Raw genomic sequence first — 20,377 nt, 5'->3', positions numbered from 1 at the left:
AGGCCTTGCACGGCTTACGATATCTATCTTGCCGGGCCGCCGGTCATGAGGTTTGAAGTGAGGACTGTTTCACTGTCCGTGACGGGCTGGCCGGCCTACCATCGACGTACCGGTACATGGGGTGTACCGGCCGTCGCGATGTCCATGCTGTCTGTCGTACCAGAGAAGGTGGGGAGCCTTCCCGAATGATGAGCGTGCCCACACCGATGGGATCGCCCGGGCGTGACCCGGTCCAGCTCCAGCGTGCCCGTGACATGGTCCTGCCGGCGCTGTGCCAGGCCTTCGGGGCCGCACTGGCGCGCTTCGACGATGCCCTGTTCGACCGGGCCGGCAATGCCGGCTCGTCGCAGCTGCTGTTCCTGGATGCGATGCGTGAACTGCGCCGTCGCCGCGAGGAGATCGCCGCTGCCTTTGCCGGTCACCTGCAGCGGGCCTGGGAGGCGCTGGCCAGCGCCGAGCCGCTGTCCGCCGAAACGACCCTGTCCGGCCCGGCCGAGGATGGCCTGAGCCTGCTGGCGGAGCACGTGCTGGAATCGCGCCTGGCCGTGCGCAACTTCGCCACGGTGCTGCTGCGCGACTTCAAGCCGGTGCTGGCGCGGCTGGATCGCCGCCTCGGCCGTCTGATCGGCGGCGCCGAGCTGGATGCCGACCACAACCCGATCAGCCCCGAACACCTGGGCGTGGCCATCCACCAGGCCTTTGCCGGCTGCGAGCTGGCCCCGGAAGTGCACCTGGTGCTGATCAAGCTGTGCGAGCGTGACCTGCGCGCGCCGGTCGGGCGCATCTACGAGAAACTGGATGAACACCTGGCCGCGGCCGGAGTGATGTCGCAGATGGGCGCACCGCAGCGCCCGCTGTCGGCCGCGCCCGACCCGCGCATGGCCTCGGCCCTGGACGACCTGGTGGAACAGCGCCAGGGCGGCGGTTTCGACGCTGAATTCGGCGATGAAGAGCAGGCCGCTCCGGCCTGGGCGCAGCGCTTCGCCGCGCGCTGGTCCGAGCGGCGCGGGCATATGCAGCAGCAGCTTCCGGGTGACGACACGGGTGCCGGCGAGGCCTACGCCGGGCAGCAGGGCATGCTGCTGGAAGCACTGCACGAACTGCTGCAGCAGACCCGCCATGTGCGCGAGGACGCAACGTCGGCCGCGCAGGTGGCGATCGGCCAGCAGCGCCCGCTCAGCCAGCGCGAGATGATGTCGGTGTTGTCGCTGCTGCAGGCCACGCCCAGTGCGACCCTGCGTGCGGCGATCGGCGAAGACGGCGAATCGCTGGCGCAGCGGCTGAAGAGCGAAGTGCTGTCCAGCGCCACCCGTCTCGGCGTTGATCCGGGCCAGACCCGGCTGGACCCGCAGGACGAGGATGCGATCGACCTGGTCGGCATGCTGTTCGACGTGATGCTGGACGAGCGTGAGCTGGAAGGCCGCTCGCGCGAGTTGATCGGCCGGCTGGTGGTGCCTTTCGTCAAGGTAGCCATGCTCGACCGCCGCATGTTCGTGCAGAAGACGCACCCGGCCCGCAAGCTGCTCAACTCGCTGGCCGAGGCCTGCGAAGGCAACACCGGAGAGAGCCAGGCCGAGCGCATGCTGATGGCCAAGGTCGAGGAGATCATCGAGCGCCTGGTGGCCGAGTTCAACGAGAACCTGGCGATCTTCCTGACCCTGGAAGAAGAATTCCGCGAGTTCCTCGTGCAGCATCGCCGCCGCGTGGAAATCGCCGAGCGCCGTGCCGCCGAGACCCAGCGGGGCCAGGAAAAGCTGGAAATGGCCCGCAACCGGGCCGGCGCCGAGCTGGACCGCCGTATCGGCGATGCCACCCTGCCGTCGGCCATCGCCGAATTCCTGCGCCAGCCATGGCAGCACCACCTGACCCTGGCGCTGCTGCGCGAAGGCGAGGAGGGCGCATCGGTGGCCGAGGCGCTGAGCCTGGGCGATGGCCTGCTGGAGGAAGTGGCCGAGGCCCGCCGCCAGATCGTCGGCAAGCCATGGCTGCAGGCCTGGCAGCCGGTGCTGTCCAAGGTGTTCGCCAGTGTCGGCGTGCACGGCGACGCGGCCAGCGCCGCCATCGACGCATTGCATGACACCCTGCAGGGAATTGCCGAATCGCGGCCGGAACTGCAGCGCGCGCTGCCCGAGCTGCCACAGGTCGCGTTGCCGGCGCCGCCGGTGGCCGAGTCGCCTGCGGTGGAACTGGGCGGCCAGATCGACGCTGACGACTTCGACAACGCCGACGCCGATCGCTTCCGTCGCATGGAGATCGGCAACTGGCTGGATTTCGTCGACAAGGACGGCAAGGTCCAGGCCGGCAAGCTGTCCTGGGTCAGCCCGATCTCCTCGCGCCTGCTGTTCGTGAACCGCCGTGGCGTGCGCTTCTGCGTGGCGTCGCCGGAAGAACTGGCGGTCATGGTGCGGCTGGGCCGGTTGCGCGCCCATGTCGACGACGGCGCCTTCGACAGTGCCATGCAGGGCGTGATCGATCGTCTCGACCCGGGCAGCGCCACCCTGCACTGAGCGGGTGGCGCCTGCTAGGATCGGGAAAACTCACCGATCAGCGGGGACCTGCATGGCCGTGGCGTTGCTGGGGATCAAGGAGACCGCGCCGGGCGAACGGCGTGTGGCACTGACGCCGGAGACCGCGCGCAAGCTCGGTGCCCTCGGCATCACCGTCTGGTATGAAGCCGGTGCCGGCCTGGCGGCGGGTTTCACCGATGCCGCCTACGACGATGCAGGCGCGCGTGCGTTCGATGCGGGGCGCTGGGCCGAGATCGATATCCTGCTGTGCGTGCAGGCACCGCCGGCTGCGGTGCTGCAGCGGCTCAAGCCCGGTGCCAGCGTGGTGGGCCTGCTGACGCCGTCCAGCGATCCGGCCCTTGCCGCGTTGGCGGCGGATGACCGCCTGCACCTTTTCCCGCTGCAGCAGCTGCCGCGCACCACCCGCGCGCAGGCGATGGACGTGCTCAGTTCGCAGGCCGGCATGGCCGGTTACAAGGCCGCGTTGATTGCGGCCGAACGCGCACCGCGCTTCTTCCCGATGCTGACCACCGCGGCCGGCACCGTGCGACCGGCCAAGGTGCTGGTGATCGGTGCCGGCGTGGCCGGCCTGCAGGCGATTGCCACCGCGCGCCGGCTCGGCGCGCAGGTGGAGGGATTCGATGTGCGCCCGGAAACCCGTGAGCAGATCCAGTCGCTGGGTGCGCGCTTCCTCGACCTCGGGGTGAGCGCGGCCGGCGAGGGCGGTTATGCGCGCGCGCTGACCGACGAGGAACGCGCCGAGCAGCAGCGCCGGCTGGCCGACCACCTGCGCAGCGTCGATGTGGTGATCTGCACCGCAGCGGTACCGGGACGCCCGGCACCGACCATCGTGACCGCCGCGATGGTGGAAGGCATGGCCACCGGCAGCGTGATCGTGGACCTGGCCGCGGAGAGCGGCGGCAACTGCGCGCTGACCCGGCCGGGGCAGTGCATCGAGCATCACGGCGTGATCGTCGATGGTCCGTTGGGCCTGGCCAGCCGCGGCGCGACCCAGGCCAGCGAGATGTACGCGCGCAACCTGCTCAACTTCGTTGCGCTGTTCGTGCGCGACGGCCAGCTCGGTTTCGACTGGGACGACGAACTGCTGGCAAAGACGCGCTGGCAGGCCTGAACGGCCTGGGGTCAGATCCCTTTGCCGTAGGCAAAGGGATCTGACCCCATCCAGAAAACAATTACCGCGGCTTCGAGGCCGGCGGGTTGTCGCGCACCCACTCCTTGCGCTGCTCCGGGGTCATCTGCGACCAACGCTCACGCAGGGCGTCGCGTTGCGCGGGAGGCAGTTCCCGCATCTGCCCGAACAGGGCGCGCGCCTGTTCGCGCTGCTCAGGGCTCATATGCTCGAAGCGGCGCAGGCCACGGCGGGCCTTGTCACGTTCCTCCGGGCTCATCGACTGCCAGCGCTGGCCGTGCGCGAGCATGCGCTGGCGCTGGCCGCCATCGGCGCTGTTCCAGCGGTCGCGCAGGGGGGCGAGCAGCGATTCGCGCTGGGCTTCGCTCAGCTGTTCCCAGGCAGGCAACGGCGCGCCTGGCGCGGGCCGGGTGGCGAGGGTGGGCGTGGCGCTCTGCGCCAGCGCCGGGGCGGCCGGCAGCAGCGACAGGGTCAGCAGCAGCGGCAGGATGTGCAGTCGGGACATGGTTCACTCCATCGCCAGGTCGGTATCGCCCAGCCACAGGTACAGATCGGGATTCTCGTCGTACAGCGCGCTGTTGTCTTCCACCGAGGCAAGAACCGGCGCCGGCGCCGGGCCGGGCAGGGGGCCGTGGCCGCTGAACTGCAGGCCGATACCCAGTGCCACCACCAGCGAACAGGTGCTGGCCAGCCACCAGCGCCAGCGCCCGCGATGGGCCGCCGTGGCGCCGTGGCGGGCCTGGCGCAGCCGTGCCAGCGTCGCCGGCGACAGGGCCTGCAGCGACTGCGCGTGCAGGCTGCGCAGGGTGTCATCGGTGGGCAGGGAGCGGTTCACGGGTGGGTCTCCAGGTAGTCCTGCAGCGCCTGCCGGGCGCGTGCCAGATGGGTTTTTACCGCGCCTTCGCTGCAGCCCATGGCGCGGGCGGTGGTGGCGCCGTCCAGGTCCTGCAGCACGCGCAGGGTGAAGGCCTCGCGCTGGCGCGCAGGCAGGCTGCGCAGCGCGTGTACCAGCTGCTGGTACTGCTGGCGCTGTTCGAGCGCCTGCGCCGGATCCGGACCGGGGTCGGCCCAGTCGATCTCGCCGCCATCCGCATCCTGGTTGTCGCGCCAGAACGGCAGGCGGAAACGCCGCCGGCGCTGCAGGTCGATCACGCGCCGGCGCAGGATGCTCCAGAACAGCGGCGCCCATTCGGCGGCCGGCTTGTCGGCATAGTCCAGCATGCGCAGCAGCGCGTCCTGCACGGCATCCATCGCATCTTCGCGCTGGCGCAGGCCGGCCTCGGCGAAACGGAACGCACGCGGGCCGATGCTGGCCAGGAACGCCTCCAGCGACGCCGGCAGGGCATCGGTCTCGGCGCTCGGGGGGACAGGGCTGCTCACCAGCACAGGGTACGGTTCCTCGCTCGGGGTCACCATCGACAACGCGTGAGTGCGGTCGCGGTTGACAGCGACTGGGCGCCGGGTTCAGCGCATGGTTATGATGGGGCGACGAAGACAGAGCGGGAGCGTTGCCAGTGAGTGACGGGTTCGTAGCGCTGTATATCTTCATGCTGGCGGCCATCGCCGGCCACGTGATCATTTCGCGGGTGCCGGTGATCCTGCACACCCCGCTGATGTCGGGCTCCAATTTCATCCATGGCATCGTGCTGATCGGCGCGATGGTGGTGCTGGGGCACGCGCAGACACCGCTGGAAAAGGTGCTGGGCTTCCTCGCCGTGGTCCTCGGCGCCGGCAACGCCGCCGGTGGCTATGTGGTCACCGCGCGCATGCTGGAAATGTTCAAGCCGAGCGCGCCCAAGGGCGGCAAGGACGAACCGAAGGAGCCGCAGGCTTGAACATCAGCACCGTCGAACTGCTCGACTGGCTGGTCAAGGCCAGCTATCTCGTTGCCGCCACCCTGTTCCTGCTGGGCCTGCAGCGCATGGCCTCGCCGCTGACCGCCCGCAGTGGCATCCGCTGGGCCGGGCTGGGCATGCTGCTGGCCACGGCGGCGACCTTCTTCCTGCCCGAGCTGCACAACGTGCCGCTGATCCTGGTGGCGCTGCTGCTGGGTGCGGGCCTGGCCTGGTGGTCGGCCGGCAAGGTCGCCATCACCGACATGCCGCAGATGGTGGCGCTGTACAACGGCATGGGCGGTGGCTCGGCGGCGGCGATCGGCGCGGTGGAGCTGCTGCGCTATGCCTTCCTCGCCCATCGCGACACCACGCACTGGAGCACGCAGGCGCTGGCCGAGCTGGCCGCGCGCCAGCCCTCGGGTACGGTGCTGCTGCTGGCGGTGGTCGGCGCGGCGATCGGCGCGGTGTCGCTGTCCGGTTCGGTCATCGCCTGGGCCAAGCTCGATGGCCGCCTGGACAAGCGGGTGACCTGGCCCGGCCAGCAGGTGATGAACCTGGCGGTGGCGCTGGCGGTGGTGGTGCTGGCGATCATTGCCGCCAGCACGCTCAGCACCTGGGCCATCGTCGCCTTCTTCGTGCTGGCACTGGCACTGGGCGTGCTGATGACGCTGCCGATCGGTGGCGCCGACATGCCGGTGGTGATCTCGCTGTACAACGCGTTCACCGGCCTGGCGGTGTCATTCGAAGGCTACGTGCTGGGCAACGAGGCGTTGATCATCGCCGGCATGATGGTCGGCGCAGCCGGCATCCTGCTGACCCGGCTGATGGCCAAGGCGATGAACCGGCCGATCCGCAACGTGCTGTTCTCCAACTTCGGTGGCACCGCCGGTGCTGAAGCGCAGGCGATCTCCGGTTCGCAGAAGCCGATCGAGGCGGCCGACGTGGCGGCGATGATGGCCTTCGCCGAACGCGTGGTGATCGTGCCCGGCTACGGCATGGCGGTGGCGCAGGCCCAGCATAAGATCTGGGAACTGGCGCAGCGGCTGGGCCAGCGCGGGGTGAAGGTGAAGTTCGCGATCCATCCGGTTGCCGGGCGTATGCCCGGGCACATGAACGTGCTGCTGGCCGAAGCGGGCGTGCCGTATGACCTGATCGCCGACATGGACGACATCAACCCGGAGTTCGCCAACACCGACGTAGTGCTGGTGATCGGTGCCAATGACGTGGTCAATCCGGTGGCGCGTACCGACCCGGCCAGCCCGATCTATGGCATGCCGGTGCTGGATGTGGTCAATGCGCGCAACGTGGTGGTGATCAAGCGCGGCAAGGGCACCGGTTTTGCCGGCATCGAGAATGCGCTGTTCTACGCCGACAACACCCGCATGCTGTACGGCGATGGTGCCGAGGCGGCGGCATCGCTGGTGAGCGAACTGAAAGCGCTCGACGGCGGCCATTGAGAGCCGGGGTCAGATCCCTTTCCTGTGGAAAGGAATCTGACCCCTGTCCAGTAATGCGTCAGCGCGCCAGCCAGGCGCCCACCGCCACTGCCACCGCCAGCCACAGCCACTCCAGCGTGCCGTTGGCCAGGCTGATCAGGGTCCAGGCCAGGTGCGGGCCCATCCGCATCGTCGCGTCCCAGAGGTCCAGCCCGATCGAACCGCCCATCCAGGCGCTGGCGATGGTCCAGTTGGCCACCGCGGCTACCAGCAGGGTGCCCAGCACCACCAGGGCGATACGCAGCCGGCCCGGGCCCAGCGTGCCCATGCGCAGCATGAACACCAGTTCCAGGGCAGTCAGTACCGCCATCCAGCCGACCTGGCGGCCGGTCATCAGCGCCAGCACCATCCAGGCGAGGGGAGCAACAAGCAGGCCCAGCAACAGCATGATGGGCCAGAGCCAGGTCACGGTCCTGGCACGCGCGGCATTGGAGGACATCGAAGCTCCCTGAAGATCACGCACAGGATACTGTGGTTTGCCGCAGTGCACCGGCGGTGGCGGGGCGGCTGGGCTAGAATGCCGTCTTGCGTGGCCTTGGCCACGGCCCCATATCGGTCCCCATGTATTCCCGTAGCAGCGAACCTGTCCACTTCGAACGCGATTGCGAGGCCGTGATGGTCCCGCAGGGCGACACCGTGACCCTGCCGGCAGGCAGCTATGGGTACATCACCCAGGCGCTGGGTGGCAGTTACTCGGTGTTCGTCGAGGGCAACCTGTTCCGTATCGCCGGCAAGGACGGCGACGCCATCGGCAAGGAGGCACCGGCCCCGCTGGAGCTGCCGGCCGATGCCACCGATGAACAGGTGGAACAGCTGGTGTGGCAGCAGCTGCGTACCTGCTTCGACCCGGAAATCCCGGTGAACATCGTCGAACTTGGCCTGGTCTACGAGGTCGAGATCAAGCACCTCGATGCGGGCCAGCGCGAGATCGACGTGAAGATGACCCTGACCGCGCCCGCCTGCGGCATGGGCGACATCCTGGTCGACGATGTGCGCAGCAAGCTTGAAATGATCCCGACGGTGGCCGAGGCCGACGTCGAGCTGGTGTTCGATCCGCCGTGGAACCAGCACATGATGTCCGAGGCGGCCCGGCTCGAGACCGGCATGCTTTGATCCAGGGCCCGCAGTGACGCGGGCCCGGCACTACCCGCAACCAGAACAGGAATCCTCCGGTGTCCCAGTCCATTCCCAGCTTCGCCGTCACCCGTTCGGACCACCCGCGCAGCGCTGAAGAGCGCGCCCAGATCCTGGAGAAGCCGGGTTTCGGCCTGCACTTCACCGACCACATGGTGGAAGTGCGCTGGGACAAGGATGCCGGCTGGCACAACGCCAACGTGCGCGCCTACGGCCCGCTGCAGCTGGACCCGGCCGCGGCCGTGCTGCACTACGGCCAGGAAATCTTCGAAGGCATCAAGGCCTACCGCCATGCCGACGGTTCGATCTGGACCTTCCGCCCGGATGCCAATGGTCGCCGCCTGCAGCGCTCGGCGCAGCGCCTGGCGCTGCCGGAACTGCCGGTGGAGATCTTCGTCGAATCGCTGAAGCAGCTTATTGCCGTGGACAGCAACTGGGTCCCGTCGGCCGATGAGTCGAGCCTGTATTTCCGCCCGTTCATGATTGGCGATGAAGCCTTCCTCGGCGTGCGCGGCGCGCACAAGGCCGGCTACTACGTCATCGCCAGCCCGGCCGGCCCGTACTTCGCCAAGGGCGTCGCGCCGGTGTCGATCTGGCTGTCCACCGAATACGCACGTGCGGCCAAGGGCGGCACCGGTGCCGCCAAGTGTGGTGGCAACTACGCCGCTTCGCTGCTGCCGCAGCAGAAGGCCCAGGCGCAGGGCTGCTCGCAGGTGCTGTTCCTCGACCCGGTCGAAGGCAAGTACCTGGAAGAGCTGGGCGGCATGAACGTGTTCCTGGTCTACAAGGACGGCACCCTGGTGACCCCGGAACTGTCCGGCAGCATCCTCGAGGGCATCACCCGCGAGAGCATCCTGCAGCTGGCCCGCGACCGCGGCATGAAGGTCGAAGAGCGCAAGGTCAGCATCGACGAGTGGAAGGACGGCGTTGCCTCCGGCGCGATCAGCGAAGTGTTCGCCTGCGGCACCGCCGCGGTGGTCACCCCGATCGGCCAGCTGAAGGGCGAAGGCTTCTCGGTGGGTGACATCAACGCGCCGGCCGGCGAAGTGACCATGTCGCTGCGCAAGGAACTGACCGACATCCAGTACGGCCGCCTGCCGGACCGCCACAACTGGCTGGTCAAGCTGGGCTGATCGCCCGCCCCAGGCTGTGTTGTTCCCGGAAAGCCCGTCCCTGTGACGGGCTTTCTGCGTTGAGGGCGTCGCGATCAGATCCCTTTCCTGCGCAGAAGCGGGCTGACCCCGCCAGCGGCGGGCGCCGATGTCGGCAAAGTCATCGGCAGACAGGACACCACCCAGTCAGGTGCGTGCAGGGCGCGAGAAAGTTCCTTCACCTTCACAAACCCTCGACCCGGGAAGTCTCAGAACGAACATTTCATCTTGCTGAAAAGACGCTGAAAATCTTGTGGTGTCCGGTTTTGGTCATTAGCGTCATCTGCACGGCGGATCGACAGGGGGATCCGCTGACTCGCCGGACTTCGAACCTCGCCATCGCAAGCCAGCCCCGGGTTCGGGCCGGTGCTTCTGCCGATTCCGGCATTCACACCACTAGAAAGGGAAATACGATGTCCCAGGTAACGCAACCGCGTGTGCGTCGAGTGTGGGTGGTCGTTGGTGCGTCCGTTCTGTCATCGCTGCTGCTGGCCACGCCTGCGCTGGCAGGTGATGTCCAGCTCAGCGGCCTGCAGTCCGCGCCGACGCACCAGCGTTTCATCGTGAAGTACCGCGACGGCAGCGCCCCGGTGGCCAACACCACCGCGCTGGCTTCCTCGTTGAAGAGTGCCGCCGCCGGCCTGGCCAGCAGCCAGGGCCGCGCGCTGGGCCTGCAGGAGGTCCGCAAGCTGGCCGTCGGCCCGACCGTGGTCCGGACCGATCGTCCGCTCGACCAGGCCGAATCCGAGCTGCTGATGCGCAAGCTCGCCGCCGACCCGAACGTGGAATACGTCGAAGTCGACCAGATCATGCGCGCGACGCTGACCCCGAACGACACCCGCTTCAGCGAGCAGTGGGGCTTCGGCACCAGCAATGCGGGCATCAACATCCAGCCGGCCTGGGACAAGTCCACCGGCACCGGCGTGGTGGTGGCGGTGATCGACACCGGCATCACCAACCATCCCGACCTCAATGCCAACATCCTGCCGGGCTACGACTTCATCAGCGATGCCGCGATGGCGCGCGATGGCGGTGGCCGCGACAACAATCCGAACGATGAAGGCGACTGGTACGGCGCCAACGAGTGCGGCTCGGGCATCCCGGCCTCCAACTCCAGCTGGCACGGCACCCACGTCGCCGGCACCGTCGCCGCGGTAACCAACAACGCCAACGGCGTGGCCGGTACCGCGTTCAATGCCAAGGTCGTGCCGGTACGCGTGCTCGGCAAGTGCGGCGGTTACACCTCCGACATCGCCGACGCGATCGTGTGGGCATCCGGTGGCACTGTCAGCGGCGTGCCGGCCAATGCCAATCCGGCCGAGGTCATCAACCTCTCGCTGGGCGGTGGCGGCAGCTGCTCGACCACCTACCAGAACGCGATCAACGGCGCGGTCGGCCGGGGCACCACCGTGGTGGTTGCCGCCGGCAACAGCAACACCAATGTGTCCTCGTCGGTGCCGGCCAACTGCCCGAACGTGATCGCGGTGGCCGCGACCACCTCGGCCGGTGCGCGTGCCAGCTTCTCCAACTACGGTGCCGGCATCGACATCTCGGGCCCGGGCCAGAGCATCCTGTCGACCCTCAACACCGGCACCACCACGCCGGGCAGTGCCACCTACGCGTCGTACAACGGCACCTCGATGGCGGCGCCGCACGTGGCCGGCGTGGTCGCGCTGATGCAGTCGGTCGCGCCGAGCCCGCTGAGCCCGGCGCAGGTGGAGAGCATCATCAAGAGCACCGCACGGCCGCTGCCGGGGGCCTGCTCGGGTGGGTGCGGCGCCGGCATCATCGACGCCAACGCCGCGGTGGCTGCCGCGATCAATGGAGGCACGCCGAACCCGGGTGGCAACGTCCTGCAGAACAACGTGCCGGTGACCGGCCTGGGCGCCGCGAGCGGTGCCGAGCTGAACTACACCGTCGCGGTACCGGCCGGCAGCACCCAGCTGCGCGTGGCGATCAGTGGCGGCAGCGGTGACGCCGACCTGTACGTGCGCCAGGGCAGTGCCCCGACCGACACCACCTACACCTGCCGCCCGTACCTGAGCGGCAACAGCGAAACCTGCACCATCAACAGTCCGGCCGCCGGCACCTGGTATGTACGGGTGAAGGCGTACAGCACCTTCTCGGGCCTGACCCTCAGCGCCCAGTACTGAGCCCAAGTCCCTCTCCATGGGCACGCCCCGGCTCCGGCCGGGGCGTTTCTGTTTCTGTAGAGCCGAGCCTACGCTCGGCTGCTGCGGCTTCGGATGTTCATCAACCGCGATGGCGGAATGTACGCCGCAATGCTTCGGCGGCGGACCGTTGTGCCGCGCTGGCACGGTTGCCGGGCATGGGCTCGGCACTACGCAGGGGTCAGACCGATTCGAAGCGGTTCGCGGCCACGTTCTTGCGCACGTGCTGCGGGTCGAAGATGCGGCCGTTCATCGCGATGTACACGCCGGTCGGCAGCGACTGCACCGCGCCGATCGCACAACCGATATTGAACTCCGCATCCGAGCCACGGAAGCGCGCCGGGCTCAGCGCACCGGTCATCACGATGGTCTTGTCCGGGATCGTGGCCAGCACCTTGCCGGTCTGCACCATCGAGTCGGTGCCGTGGGTCACCAGCACGTGCCGGGTCGGCTGCGCGGCGATGGTGGCGCGGATCAGCTCGCGGTCCTCATCATTGATGTGCAGCGAATCCTTGCGCAGGATCGGGATCACGTTGAAGCGGAACGTCACGCCCAGCTCGCGCAGGATCATGCCGATCTGGGGGTCGCCGATCTGGTAGTCCGACTTGTCGTCGAAGTAGATCTTGTCGATCGTGCCACCGGTGGTGACGACCAGGAGCTCTTCCATCATGTGCATGCGCGAAACCAGGACAGGTACAGCGGCGCGGGGCCAGGAACACAGATGATACGGCCCGGCGGCCGCAGCGTCAGCGTCGCTTGCCGAAGCGGGCGCGCAGCCCGGGCAGGCTGGCGCTGAAGATCACCAGCAGGGCCAGGGCGATCTCGATCAGCGCCAGCCAGCGCGTTTCCGGGTGGCTCCAGGCGCTCATCACGCCGTGGCTGAACCAGCCCAGCGCCAGCACCGAGGCCCAGAAACCGGCCTTGCGCCAGCCCAGCCGCAGCGCCACCGCCAGCGCCAGCGGTGGCGCGGTGAACACCAGCTGGGTGGCCAGCCAGTGCTTGTCATTGATGAACCAGCCGGCGAACAGCGCGGCCAGCCCCATCAGGGCCAGCAGCAGCACGGTGCGCGGCGCGCTGCTCATCGGGCCAGCCGCTGCGCGATGTCGGCCACCCGGCGGCCCAGCGCGCGTGCCAGCACGGCCTCGTCGTCGGTCGGTTGCGGGTCATCGGCCGCGCCGGCCACGTGGCTGGCGCCATAGGGCGTGCCGCCGCTGGTGGTATGGCTCAGCGCCGGTTCGGTGAACGGGATGCCGACAATCACGCAGCCGTGGTGCAGCAGCGGGACCTGCATCGACAGCAGGGTCGATTCCTGGCCGCCATGCATCGAGGCGGTGGAGGTGAACACGCCGGCCGGCTTGCCCGACAGGGTGCCGTTGACCCATTCGGCGCCGAGCCCGTCCAGGAAGTGCTTCACCGGCGCGGCCATGTTGCCGAAACGGGTCGGGCTGCCGAGCAGCAGGCCCTGGCATTCGACCAGGTCCTGCACGCTCACGTAGGGCGCGCCGTCATCGGGCACCGGCGGCTGTGCGGTCTGGGTCACCGCCGCCACCGGCGGCACCGTACGCAGGCGCGCGCTCATGCCCGGCACTTCGCCGATGCCCCGCGCGATCTGGCGCGCCAGCCGTGCCACTGAACCGCCCCGGCTGTAGTACAGCACCAGAATCTCGCCCATCGTGCCCGCTTCTCCTCGTCGTGTGGCCACCAGTATGGCTATCCTGCGAGCATTCCGCATCGGGTACCCTTTCGCCGATGGAACCTTTGGATACGCTCAACCTGTGGATGGAGCGCGCGCGGGATCGCGCACGGGCCATCAGTTTCGGCCGCTTCCTGTGGCATCGCTTTCTCGACGACCGCCTGTTCCAGGCGGCGGCGGCGCTGGCCTACACCACGGTGTTTGCCCTGGTGCCGCTGGCGATCGTCGTTTTTGGCGTGCTCTCGGCCTTCCCTGTCTTCGATCGCTGGAGCGACCAGCTCAGCGATTATGTGTTCTCCAACTTCGTGCCCAACGCCGCGCGCGCGGCGGAAGGCTACCTGCGCCAGTTCTCGGCCAGTGCCGGGCAGCTGACCGCGGCCGGCTTCATCGCGCTGGTGGTGTCGCTGCTGATCACCCTCAACAGCGTCGAAGAGACCTTCAACCAGATCTGGCGGGTCGGTTCGACCCGGCCCAAGCTGACCCGCTTCCTGGTCTACTGGACCGTGCTGACCCTGGGCGCGATGCTGGCCGCCGCCTCGCTGGCGGTGTCGGCACGGGTGTTCGCGATGCCGCTGTTCGGTACCCAGGAGGGGCGCTGGCTGGCCGAACTGGCGCTGCGGCTGGCGCCAATCCTGATCGAGTTCGTCTGCATCACGCTGATGTTCCGGGTGGTGCCGCACCACACGGTGAAATGGCGGCATGCCGTGCCCGGTGCGATCCTGGCGGCGGTGATCCTGGAACTGGTGAAGTGGGGCATCGGCGCCTACCTGGGCAGCTTCCAGTCCTACCAGAAGCTTTATGGCACGGTGGCCTTCGTGCCGATCCTGCTGCTGTGGATCTACCTGTGCTGGGTGGCCGTGCTGCTGGGTGCATCGCTGGCTTCGTCGATGGCCGCCTTCCGCTACCAGCCGGTGGAACTGCGCCTGCCGCAGGGCTACGAGTTCTACGGCCTGCTGCGCCTGCTGGGCCGCTTCCACCACGCGCGTGCCAAGGGCAAGGGGCTTGCCGACGATGAGATCCTGCGGCTGGAGCCGATGCTGACCGACTCACTGTTGCAGGATCTGGCGTGCAACCTGCAGGAGATCGGGCTGCTGCGCCGGGATGAGCGGGGCGAGTGGCTGCTGTCACGTGACCTGGACCAGGTCAGCCTGGCTGACCTGTACGAATGCACCCAGCTGCGCATTCCGGTGGCCGAGCAGCACCTGCCGTACCGCGATGACAGCCTGGGACGTGCCGCACTGGCGGCGCTGGACGATCTGCGACTGCCCCTGCGCGAACGCCTCAAGCGCAAGGTCAGTGATATCTATACCGATTCTGGAGACATGCCATGACCCGCAAGACCCCGTTGCTGCTGGTGCTTCCACTGGCCCTGCTGCTTTCCCTGTCGGCCTGCAAGCCGGCCCAGGAGCCGACGCCGGCCAGCAGCCAGCCGCCGGCGCAGGCACCGGCGCCCAGTACCCCGGCTCCGGTCGAGGAGACACCGGCCGAGCGCACCACGGCCGAGTTCCCGACCCTGAAGATGAAGGCGGTGGATGGCAGCGAATACGACCTGGCCGCGCACCGTGGCAAATGGGTGGTGGTGAATTTCTGGGCGACCTGGTGCGCGCCGTGCCGCAAGGAAATGCCGGAGCTGTCGGCACTGCATGCGATGCGCAGCAACATCGAAGTGGTCGGCCTGGCCTATGAGGACATCGAAGCCGCTGAAATGCAGTCCTTCCTGACCAAGCACCCGGTGACCTATCCGATCGTGATCGTGGACCCGTTCGATCCGCCGGCCGACTTCGCCACGCCGCGTGGGCTGCCGCTGACGCATCTGCTGGACCCGCAGGGCAAGCTCGCCCACACCTTCCTCGGCCCGGTGACTGCCGCCGACATCGAAAAGCAGATCGCGGCTGCCAAGTAGTGGGGGGCGGCAGGGCCTGCGGCCCTGCACCCGCCGAAGCGGTAGTGCCGGCCGCTGGCCGGCAACATCAACAGCAGCGGCCCGCCTTCGACTCTTGGGATCAGATCCGTTTTCCTGCGGAAAACGGATCTGACCCCAGATTGATTTCGATATCTGACAGAGATTCATCCACGCATGGCGTGGATCCATCAGCTACCGGGAATCTGTCGAAGGTGGGGCGGTGTCGGATTGCGGGGTGTCAGCCGCATGGATGCGGCTGCCAAGCCCCCATGGAGGGGTTCACGGCGTCCCCGCACTCCGACACCGCCCCGCCATCCCACGGAATGCCGCTTCGGCCGTTGCTTCGGCTGTTGCCATTGCCTGTAGCAGGTGCAGGGTGCAACCCTGCCGAACAGCCCTACTCCTCGACCGGGAAGTCCTCGATCGGCTTCAGCACATCGTAGTGCTCCCGGTGCAGCTTGCCTTTCAGCTTCGGCAGCTCCGGCAGCGGTGCATCCACGCGTGTGTCCGGCAACCGGTCCAGCAGGTTGCGGACCAGGGTCAGCCGGCCCAGACGCTGGTCGTTGAAATCCACCAGTGTCCACGGCGCGCCTTCACGATGCGTCGCGCGCAGCATCGCCTCCCGTGCTTCGGTATACGCGCTGTACTTGCTGCGTGATTTCAGGTCCACCGGCGACAGCTTCCAGCCTTTCAGTGGATCGATGTGGCGTTCGCAGAAGCGCTTCTCCTGCTGCTCCTGGTCCACGCACAGCCAGTACTTGAACAGCAGGATGCCGTCGTCCACCAGCAGCTGTTCGAACACCGGGGCCTGGCGCAGGAACTGCTGGTATTCGGTCTCGCTGCAGTAACCCATCACCCGCTCGACGCCGGCACGGTTGTACCAGCTGCGGTCCATCAGCACGATCTCGCCGGCGGCGGGAAGATGCGACGCATAGCGCTGGAAATACCATTGCGTGGCTTCGCGGTCGGTGGGCTTGGGCAGCGCCACCACCCGGCATTGGCGGGGATTGAGGTGCTGGCTGATGGCCTGGATCGCGCCGCCCTTGCCGGCGGTATCGCGGCCCTCGAACAGCACCAGCAGGCGTTGCCCGCTGTGCTGTACCCAGCGCGCCATCGCGGTCAGTTCCAGCTGCAGCGGCAGCAGCAGTTCGTCGTAGTCCTTGCGCTTGAGCTTGGCCATCATCACACCACGCGGGGAGGGGGCCCGAGCGTAGCGCAGGCTTCGCTCAGGCGATGTCGACGCCCTGCCAGCCGTGTTCAGCGGCGAGCTGCTGCAGCAGCGACGACAGGTCACGGGCACAGGCGGCCATGTCGAACAGGCCGCTGTGCGCGCGTGCCTGTGCCAGTTCGCTGCGCAGTGCCGCCAGCGCCGCTGGCGAGTTGCCCAGCGCACTGGCGGTGGCGATGAAGGCCGCATCGTCGCCGACATTCATCCGTGCCAGGCCCAGATGATGGTTGAGGCTGCCGGCCACGCGTGCGGCGAACGTGTCGCCCGGGCAGGTCAGCACCGGGCAGCCGGCCCACAGTGCGTCGGACGCTGTGGTATGGGCGTTGTACGGATGGGTATCGAGGAACAGGTCGGCCAGTGCATAGCGGGCCAGGTACTGCGCGTGTGGCAGCTTGGCCATGAACACCAGGCGCGCCGGCTCCAGCCCGGCGGCCTGCGCGGCGGCGCGCAGGCGTTGATCGGCCTGGCCGGGGCCGGACAACAGCCACAGCACGCTGCCGGGGACCGCATGCAGTACGGCGAAGGCGCGGCCCATGCTGCGCGGGTTGAGCTTGTAGCTGTTGTTGAAGCAGCAGAACACCACGCCCTGTGCCGGCAGTCCGCAGTCCGCACGGGTCGGCGCAGGCTCCAGCACGCGGGTGTTGTCGGAGGGCTGGAAGGCGCGCGGCAGGCGCAGCACGCGCTCGCTGTAGTGCGGCTCCAGCGACGGCGGCAGGGCGAAGCCATCGCCGATCACTGCATCCATCCACGCCGCACCCGAGGTGCCGGGGTAGGCCAGCCAGTTCAGCTGCAGTGGAGCAGGGCGCATCGCCAGTGCTTCCGGCGCGCCGCCACCGCCCCAGCCACGCAGGTCGAACAACAGGTCGATGCCCTGCGCGCGGATCCGCGCGGCGGTGTCGGCGTGACGCAGCCCGGCTACGTCATGCAGCGATGCCGCCACCTGCAGGCGCTGGCGGATGCGGCTGCCGTCGTCGCGGTTCAGCGCGAACAGATGCAGTTGCAGCGCCGGGTCGTGGCGCAGCTGCTCGAACAGGGCGACGGTCAGCAGCCCGGTGGGATGGGCGCCGAAACCATTGGAAAGGAAGCCGACCCGCAACCGGCCCCGGGTGCGCACGCTCGCCGGGGGCAGCGGCCGCACCGAGGCGGCCACGGCCTTGGCGCGGGTACGCGCGCAGGCCAGTTGTTCGGCGGCACTGGCGTCTTCGCTGAGGAAGGCGAACGGTTCGACCACGCCCTGCCCGGAGGCCAGCGCAGCGCGTACCTGCGCGGCGAGCGCGTCCACGTCCTGCCAGTCGCACAGGCGGCGCTGCCAGGCTAGGCGCTGCGCGGCGATGTAGGGCTCGGCCGGCATCAGCTGGTGCGCGCGCCGATAGGCCGCCGACGCGCCTTCGGCATCGTCGGCATCTTCCAGTGCGTGGCCGAGCCACAATGCGATCCCCGGGTGCTGCGGGGCCAGCGCCGAGGCCTGGCCGAGCAGGCGCGCGGCATCGCCATGCGCGCCGGCCATCCACGCCACCCGGCCCAGCCGGGCCAGGGCTTCCGGGTGGTTCGGGCGCAGCTGCAGCGCACGCCGTGCGGCCTGCTCGCCGGCGGCGATGTCACCGGCTTCCAGTTCCAGGTCGGCCAGCATCACCCAGGCGACGAAATCGCCGGGCTGGCGTGCGATCGCTTGTTGCAGGTGCTGTCGTTGCTGCCAGGCCGACATCGTGCTCAGCCCGCCGACAGCTGGGCCAGGGCATCGACCTGGTGTTCATGGCTGAGCCGCTGCAGCAGCGGATCGAGATCGCCGGCGAGGATGTTGGGCAGGTCGTACAGGGTCAGGCCTTCGACGCGGTGGTCGGTGATCCGGCCCTGCGGGAAGTTGTAGGTGCGGATGCGCTGGCTGCGGTCGCCACTGCCGACCTGCAGGCGCCGCGACTCGGCCTGCGCCGCGTCCTGGCGTTGGCGCTCGGCGTCGAGCAGCTGCGCCTTCAGGCGCTTCATCGCCTTGTCGCGGTTGGCGTGCTGGCTGCGTTCGGTCTGGCATTCGACCACCACGCCGGTCGGCACATGGGTGATGCGGATCGCCGATTCGGTCTTGTTGACATGCTGGCCACCGGCGCCCGAGGAACGGAAGGTATCGACCTTGAGGTCGGCCGGGTTGATGACGATGTCGTCAACCTCATCGGCCTCCGGAATGATCGCCACGGTGGCCGCCGAGGTATGGATGCGGCCCTGCGATTCGGTGGCCGGCACGCGCTGCACGCGGTGGGTGCCGGATTCGAACTTCAGGCGCGAGAACGCGCCACGGCCGACCACGCGCGCCACCACTTCCTTGTAGCCGCCATGCTCGCCGGGATTGTCCGATTCGATCTCGACCTTCCAGCCCTGGCGTTCTGCATAGCGGGCATACATGCGGAACAGGTCGCCGGCGAAGATCGCCGCTTCGTCGCCGCCGGTGCCGGCGCGTACTTCCAGGAACAGGTTGCCTTCGTCGCGTGGGTCGCGCGGCACCAGCAGCAACGCCAGTTCCTGCTCCAGTTCCTGCAGGCGCGCCTGCGCGGCGGCGATTTCCTCGTCGGCCAGTTCACGCAGGTCGGGATCGGCGCGCATGCCTTCGGCCGCGGCCAGGTCGGCCTTGGCGCGGGTTTCATCGGCCAGCGCGTTGGCGACCGGTTCAAGTTGGGCGAATTCGCGCGAAAGGTCGCGGAAACGGGTGTTGTCGGCGACCACATCGGGTTCGGCGAGCAGGCGTTCCAGTTCTTCGCGGCGCTCGGCCAGCGCTTCCAGCTTACGGCGCAGGGTCGGCGTCATCGGGTCTCACGGGTGGGTGGCGGTAGCCCGGCGTGGCCGGGAACAGGCGCTCGGCGGCGCGGGTCAGGTCGGCATCGCCGCTCAGCGCGGCGGCGCGCAGCGCAGCGGTCGGCGGATGCAGCAGGCGGTTGGTCAGGCCGTGGGCCAGCAGTTCCAGTACTTCGTCGGCCGGCTTGCCGTTGGCCAGCTGCTGGCGTGCGCGTTCCAGCAGTTCGGTGCGGGTGGCCTCGCCGAACGCACGCAGCTGCCGCAGCGGCGCCTGGTGGGCGCTGGCCTGCTGGGTCTCGACGAAGCGCGACACCTGCAGGTCGATGATCGCCTCGGCCTCGGCAGCGGCCTCGCGACGGCCGCGGCGGTTGTCTTCCACCGCACGCTCGAGATCATCGACGGTGTACAGGAAGGCGTCGTTGAGCGTGCCGACCTCGGCTTCGATGTCACGCGGCACGGCCAGGTCGAACAGCAGCATCGGCTTGTGCCGGCGTGCACGCAGGGCCTTGGCCACCATCTCGCGGTGGATGACCGGTTCGCGCGCGGCGGTGGCCGAGAACACCACGTCGGCCTCGGCCAGGTGGCGGTCCAGTTCGGTCAGCGGCAGCGCTACGCCGCCGTGGCGGCTGGCCAGCTCCTGGGCGTGGGCGAGGGTACGGTTGGCGATCAGCAGCCGTCGCACCTTGCCTTCACTCAGGTGCCGCGCGGCCAGCTCGATGGTCTCGCCGGCGCCGACCAGCAGCACGGTGGAGTCGTCCAGGCGCGCGAACGCATTCTGCGCCAGGCGCACCGCGGCTGACGCCACCGACACCGGGTTGGCGCCGACCTGGGTATCGGTGCGCGCACGCTTGGCCACCGAGAAGGTCTGCTGGAACAGCCGGTCCAGGCGCTGGCCGAGCAGGCCATGGTCACGCGCGGTCGACCACGCATCCTTCACCTGGCCGAGGATCTGCGGTTCGCCCAGCACCATCGAGTCCAGCCCGGTGGCGACCCGGAACAGGTGGCGCACGGCCTCGGCATCGGCGTGCTGGTACAGGTAGCCCTGCAGGTCGCCGGCCTGGGCATGCAGCCACTGGTCCAGCGCCTGCGCCGAGTCGGCCACGGCGTACAGCTCGGTGCGGTTGCAGGTGGACAGCAGCACCGCTTCGGCGATCTGCGGGGTATCGCGCAGCGAGCCGAGCGCGCGCGGCAACGCCTCACCGGCGAAGGCCGCGCGTTCGCGCAGCTCCACCGGTGCGGTCTGGTGATTCAGTCCGAGCACCCACAGGGTCATTGTTCAGTTGCTTGCGATAAGCTGCTGGCCATTGGACGACATTTTAAGGCCCCGA

The 20,377-nt window shown here is 68.5% G+C and carries 20 protein-coding genes; 9 read left to right on the top strand and 11 right to left on the bottom strand.

Annotated elements, in window-relative coordinates; genetic code table 11:
* Window positions 1–185 precede the first annotated feature (185 nt).
* The gene (locus Q0P60_RS04075; protein ID WP_294988603.1) at window positions 186–2,507 is read left to right on the top strand and encodes a DUF1631 domain-containing protein; all 2,322 of its coding nucleotides are present in this window, start codon (window positions 186–188) and stop codon (window positions 2,505–2,507) included.
* Between the two features lie 52 nt (window positions 2,508–2,559).
* Window positions 2,560–3,639: an NAD(P) transhydrogenase subunit alpha gene (locus Q0P60_RS04070; RefSeq protein WP_294988600.1), complete on the top strand. Its 1,080-nt coding sequence runs from the start codon at window positions 2,560–2,562 to the stop codon at window positions 3,637–3,639.
* A 61-nt stretch (window positions 3,640–3,700) separates the two neighbouring features.
* On the opposite strand, the gene Q0P60_RS04065 is transcribed toward Q0P60_RS04070, so the two are convergent.
* Genes Q0P60_RS04065 through Q0P60_RS04055 form a run of 3 tightly spaced genes read right to left on the bottom strand, consistent with a single transcriptional unit; the run spans window position 3,701 to window position 5,073 of the window.
* A complete protein-coding gene (locus tag Q0P60_RS04065; protein ID WP_294988597.1) occupies window positions 3,701–4,162 on the bottom strand; it encodes a DUF3106 domain-containing protein in 462 nt (153 codons plus the stop codon).
* Between the two features lie 3 nt (window positions 4,163–4,165).
* Window positions 4,166–4,492, bottom strand: a complete 327-nt coding sequence (locus Q0P60_RS04060; protein WP_294988594.1) for a hypothetical protein — start codon at window positions 4,490–4,492, stop codon at window positions 4,166–4,168.
* Entirely contained in the window at window positions 4,489–5,073 is a 585-nt protein-coding gene (locus tag Q0P60_RS04055) for an RNA polymerase sigma factor (protein WP_294988591.1), read from the bottom strand. Before Q0P60_RS04055 ends, Q0P60_RS04060 begins: the two co-directional genes overlap by 4 nt.
* A gap of 98 nt (window positions 5,074–5,171) precedes the next feature.
* Between Q0P60_RS04055 and Q0P60_RS04050 the strand changes: the two genes are divergently transcribed.
* Window positions 5,172–5,492, top strand: a complete 321-nt coding sequence (locus Q0P60_RS04050; protein ID WP_060380535.1) for an NAD(P) transhydrogenase subunit alpha — start codon at window positions 5,172–5,174, stop codon at window positions 5,490–5,492.
* Window positions 5,489–6,949, top strand: a complete 1,461-nt coding sequence (locus tag Q0P60_RS04045) for an NAD(P)(+) transhydrogenase (Re/Si-specific) subunit beta (protein ID WP_294988585.1) — start codon at window positions 5,489–5,491, stop codon at window positions 6,947–6,949. Before Q0P60_RS04050 ends, Q0P60_RS04045 begins: the two co-directional genes overlap by 4 nt.
* Before the next feature lie 58 nt (window positions 6,950–7,007).
* On the opposite strand, the gene Q0P60_RS04040 is transcribed toward Q0P60_RS04045, so the two are convergent.
* Window positions 7,008–7,427, bottom strand: a complete 420-nt coding sequence (locus Q0P60_RS04040) for a hypothetical protein (protein WP_294988582.1) — start codon at window positions 7,425–7,427, stop codon at window positions 7,008–7,010.
* Between the two features lie 122 nt (window positions 7,428–7,549).
* On the opposite strand from Q0P60_RS04040, the gene sufT reads away from it, so the two are divergent.
* The 3 genes from sufT to Q0P60_RS04025 all read left to right on the top strand — a co-directional run bounded on the left by sufT (window position 7,550) and on the right by Q0P60_RS04025 (window position 11,426).
* Window positions 7,550–8,101: a putative Fe-S cluster assembly protein SufT gene (sufT, locus tag Q0P60_RS04035; RefSeq protein WP_065199474.1), complete on the top strand. Its 552-nt coding sequence runs from the start codon at window positions 7,550–7,552 to the stop codon at window positions 8,099–8,101.
* A gap of 59 nt (window positions 8,102–8,160) precedes the next feature.
* On the top strand, window positions 8,161–9,255 hold the full coding sequence (locus Q0P60_RS04030) for a branched-chain amino acid aminotransferase (RefSeq protein ID WP_294988576.1): 1,095 nt from the start codon (window positions 8,161–8,163) through the stop codon (window positions 9,253–9,255).
* A 431-nt stretch (window positions 9,256–9,686) separates the two neighbouring features.
* Complete coding sequence (locus Q0P60_RS04025; protein WP_294988573.1) at window positions 9,687–11,426, top strand: S8 family peptidase; 1,740 nt, start codon at window positions 9,687–9,689, stop codon at window positions 11,424–11,426.
* Between the two features lie 199 nt (window positions 11,427–11,625).
* On the opposite strand, the gene Q0P60_RS04020 is transcribed toward Q0P60_RS04025, so the two are convergent.
* The 3 genes from Q0P60_RS04020 to wrbA all read right to left on the bottom strand — a co-directional run bounded on the left by Q0P60_RS04020 (window position 11,626) and on the right by wrbA (window position 13,116).
* Window positions 11,626–12,111, bottom strand: coding sequence for an asparaginase domain-containing protein (locus Q0P60_RS04020; protein ID WP_040009892.1), 486 nt, complete (start codon window positions 12,109–12,111; stop codon window positions 11,626–11,628).
* Between the two features lie 79 nt (window positions 12,112–12,190).
* Window positions 12,191–12,526 (bottom strand): DUF2069 domain-containing protein, encoded by a 336-nt coding sequence (locus Q0P60_RS04015; protein ID WP_294988570.1) that lies wholly within the window; start codon window positions 12,524–12,526, stop codon window positions 12,191–12,193.
* Window positions 12,523–13,116, bottom strand: a complete 594-nt coding sequence (wrbA, locus tag Q0P60_RS04010; RefSeq protein ID WP_005408181.1) for an NAD(P)H:quinone oxidoreductase — start codon at window positions 13,114–13,116, stop codon at window positions 12,523–12,525. Before wrbA ends, Q0P60_RS04015 begins: the two co-directional genes overlap by 4 nt.
* Window positions 13,117–13,193: 77 nt before the next feature.
* Between wrbA and Q0P60_RS04005 the strand changes: the two genes are divergently transcribed.
* Together Q0P60_RS04005 and Q0P60_RS04000 are read left to right on the top strand one after the other, a co-directional pair.
* Complete coding sequence (locus tag Q0P60_RS04005) at window positions 13,194–14,468, top strand: YihY family inner membrane protein (protein WP_294988566.1); 1,275 nt, start codon at window positions 13,194–13,196, stop codon at window positions 14,466–14,468.
* Window positions 14,465–15,040, top strand: a complete 576-nt coding sequence (locus tag Q0P60_RS04000; protein ID WP_294988563.1) for a redoxin domain-containing protein — start codon at window positions 14,465–14,467, stop codon at window positions 15,038–15,040. Before Q0P60_RS04005 ends, Q0P60_RS04000 begins: the two co-directional genes overlap by 4 nt.
* Before the next feature lie 397 nt (window positions 15,041–15,437).
* Here the strand turns inward: Q0P60_RS04000 and ppk2 are convergent, their stop codons facing one another.
* The 4 genes from ppk2 to hemA are packed head-to-tail and all read right to left on the bottom strand — an operon-like array spanning window position 15,438 to window position 20,322.
* Window positions 15,438–16,220 carry a polyphosphate kinase 2 gene (ppk2, locus tag Q0P60_RS03995; RefSeq protein ID WP_294988560.1) on the bottom strand — a complete coding sequence of 261 codons (783 nt, stop codon included), beginning with the start codon at window positions 16,218–16,220 and terminating at the stop codon, window positions 15,438–15,440.
* Between the two features lie 46 nt (window positions 16,221–16,266).
* Window positions 16,267–17,973: a tetratricopeptide repeat protein gene (locus Q0P60_RS03990; RefSeq protein WP_294988557.1), complete on the bottom strand. Its 1,707-nt coding sequence runs from the start codon at window positions 17,971–17,973 to the stop codon at window positions 16,267–16,269.
* Window positions 17,974–17,978: 5 nt separating this feature from the next.
* The gene (gene prfA / locus Q0P60_RS03985; RefSeq protein ID WP_294988554.1) at window positions 17,979–19,061 is read right to left on the bottom strand and encodes a peptide chain release factor 1; all 1,083 of its coding nucleotides are present in this window, start codon (window positions 19,059–19,061) and stop codon (window positions 17,979–17,981) included.
* Window positions 19,039–20,322, bottom strand: a complete 1,284-nt coding sequence (gene hemA, locus Q0P60_RS03980) for a glutamyl-tRNA reductase (protein WP_294988551.1) — start codon at window positions 20,320–20,322, stop codon at window positions 19,039–19,041. The genes prfA and hemA overlap by 23 nt, the downstream gene beginning before the upstream one ends.
* Window positions 20,323–20,377 lie beyond the last annotated feature (55 nt).

The sequence above is a fragment of the uncultured Stenotrophomonas sp. genome (assembly GCF_945952405.1).
Lineage (GTDB): Bacteria > Pseudomonadota > Gammaproteobacteria > Xanthomonadales > Xanthomonadaceae > Stenotrophomonas.
The sequence above is the reverse complement of the archived record's forward strand: the minus strand, read 5'-3'. Positions and strand labels throughout refer to the sequence as shown.

Bases quoted from the DNA above. Each gene is read 5' to 3' on its own strand.
- Q0P60_RS04000 (WP_294988563.1), top strand. From the start codon at position 14,465: ATGACCCGCAAGACCCCGTTGCTGCTGGTGCTTCCACTGGCCCTGCTG.
- Q0P60_RS04025 (WP_294988573.1), top strand. From the start codon at position 9,687: ATGTCCCAGGTAACGCAACCGCGTGTGCGTCGAGTGTGGGTGGTCGTT.
- sufT (WP_065199474.1), top strand. From the start codon at position 7,550: ATGTATTCCCGTAGCAGCGAACCTGTCCACTTCGAACGCGATTGCGAG.
- Q0P60_RS04065 (WP_294988597.1), bottom strand. From the start codon at position 4,162: ATGTCCCGACTGCACATCCTGCCGCTGCTGCTGACCCTGTCGCTGCTG.
- prfA (WP_294988554.1), bottom strand. From the start codon at position 19,061: ATGACGCCGACCCTGCGCCGTAAGCTGGAAGCGCTGGCCGAGCGCCGC.
- Q0P60_RS04075 (WP_294988603.1), top strand. From the start codon at position 186: ATGATGAGCGTGCCCACACCGATGGGATCGCCCGGGCGTGACCCGGTC.
- hemA (WP_294988551.1), bottom strand. From the start codon at position 20,322: ATGACCCTGTGGGTGCTCGGACTGAATCACCAGACCGCACCGGTGGAG.
- Q0P60_RS04040 (WP_294988582.1), bottom strand. From the start codon at position 7,427: ATGTCCTCCAATGCCGCGCGTGCCAGGACCGTGACCTGGCTCTGGCCC.
- wrbA (WP_005408181.1), bottom strand. From the start codon at position 13,116: ATGGGCGAGATTCTGGTGCTGTACTACAGCCGGGGCGGTTCAGTGGCA.
- Q0P60_RS04055 (WP_294988591.1), bottom strand. From the start codon at position 5,073: ATGGTGACCCCGAGCGAGGAACCGTACCCTGTGCTGGTGAGCAGCCCT.
- Q0P60_RS04015 (WP_294988570.1), bottom strand. From the start codon at position 12,526: ATGAGCAGCGCGCCGCGCACCGTGCTGCTGCTGGCCCTGATGGGGCTG.
- Q0P60_RS04020 (WP_040009892.1), bottom strand. From the start codon at position 12,111: ATGGAAGAGCTCCTGGTCGTCACCACCGGTGGCACGATCGACAAGATC.
- Q0P60_RS04070 (WP_294988600.1), top strand. From the start codon at position 2,560: ATGGCCGTGGCGTTGCTGGGGATCAAGGAGACCGCGCCGGGCGAACGG.
- Q0P60_RS03990 (WP_294988557.1), bottom strand. From the start codon at position 17,973: ATGTCGGCCTGGCAGCAACGACAGCACCTGCAACAAGCGATCGCACGC.
- Q0P60_RS04005 (WP_294988566.1), top strand. From the start codon at position 13,194: ATGGAACCTTTGGATACGCTCAACCTGTGGATGGAGCGCGCGCGGGAT.
- ppk2 (WP_294988560.1), bottom strand. From the start codon at position 16,220: ATGGCCAAGCTCAAGCGCAAGGACTACGACGAACTGCTGCTGCCGCTG.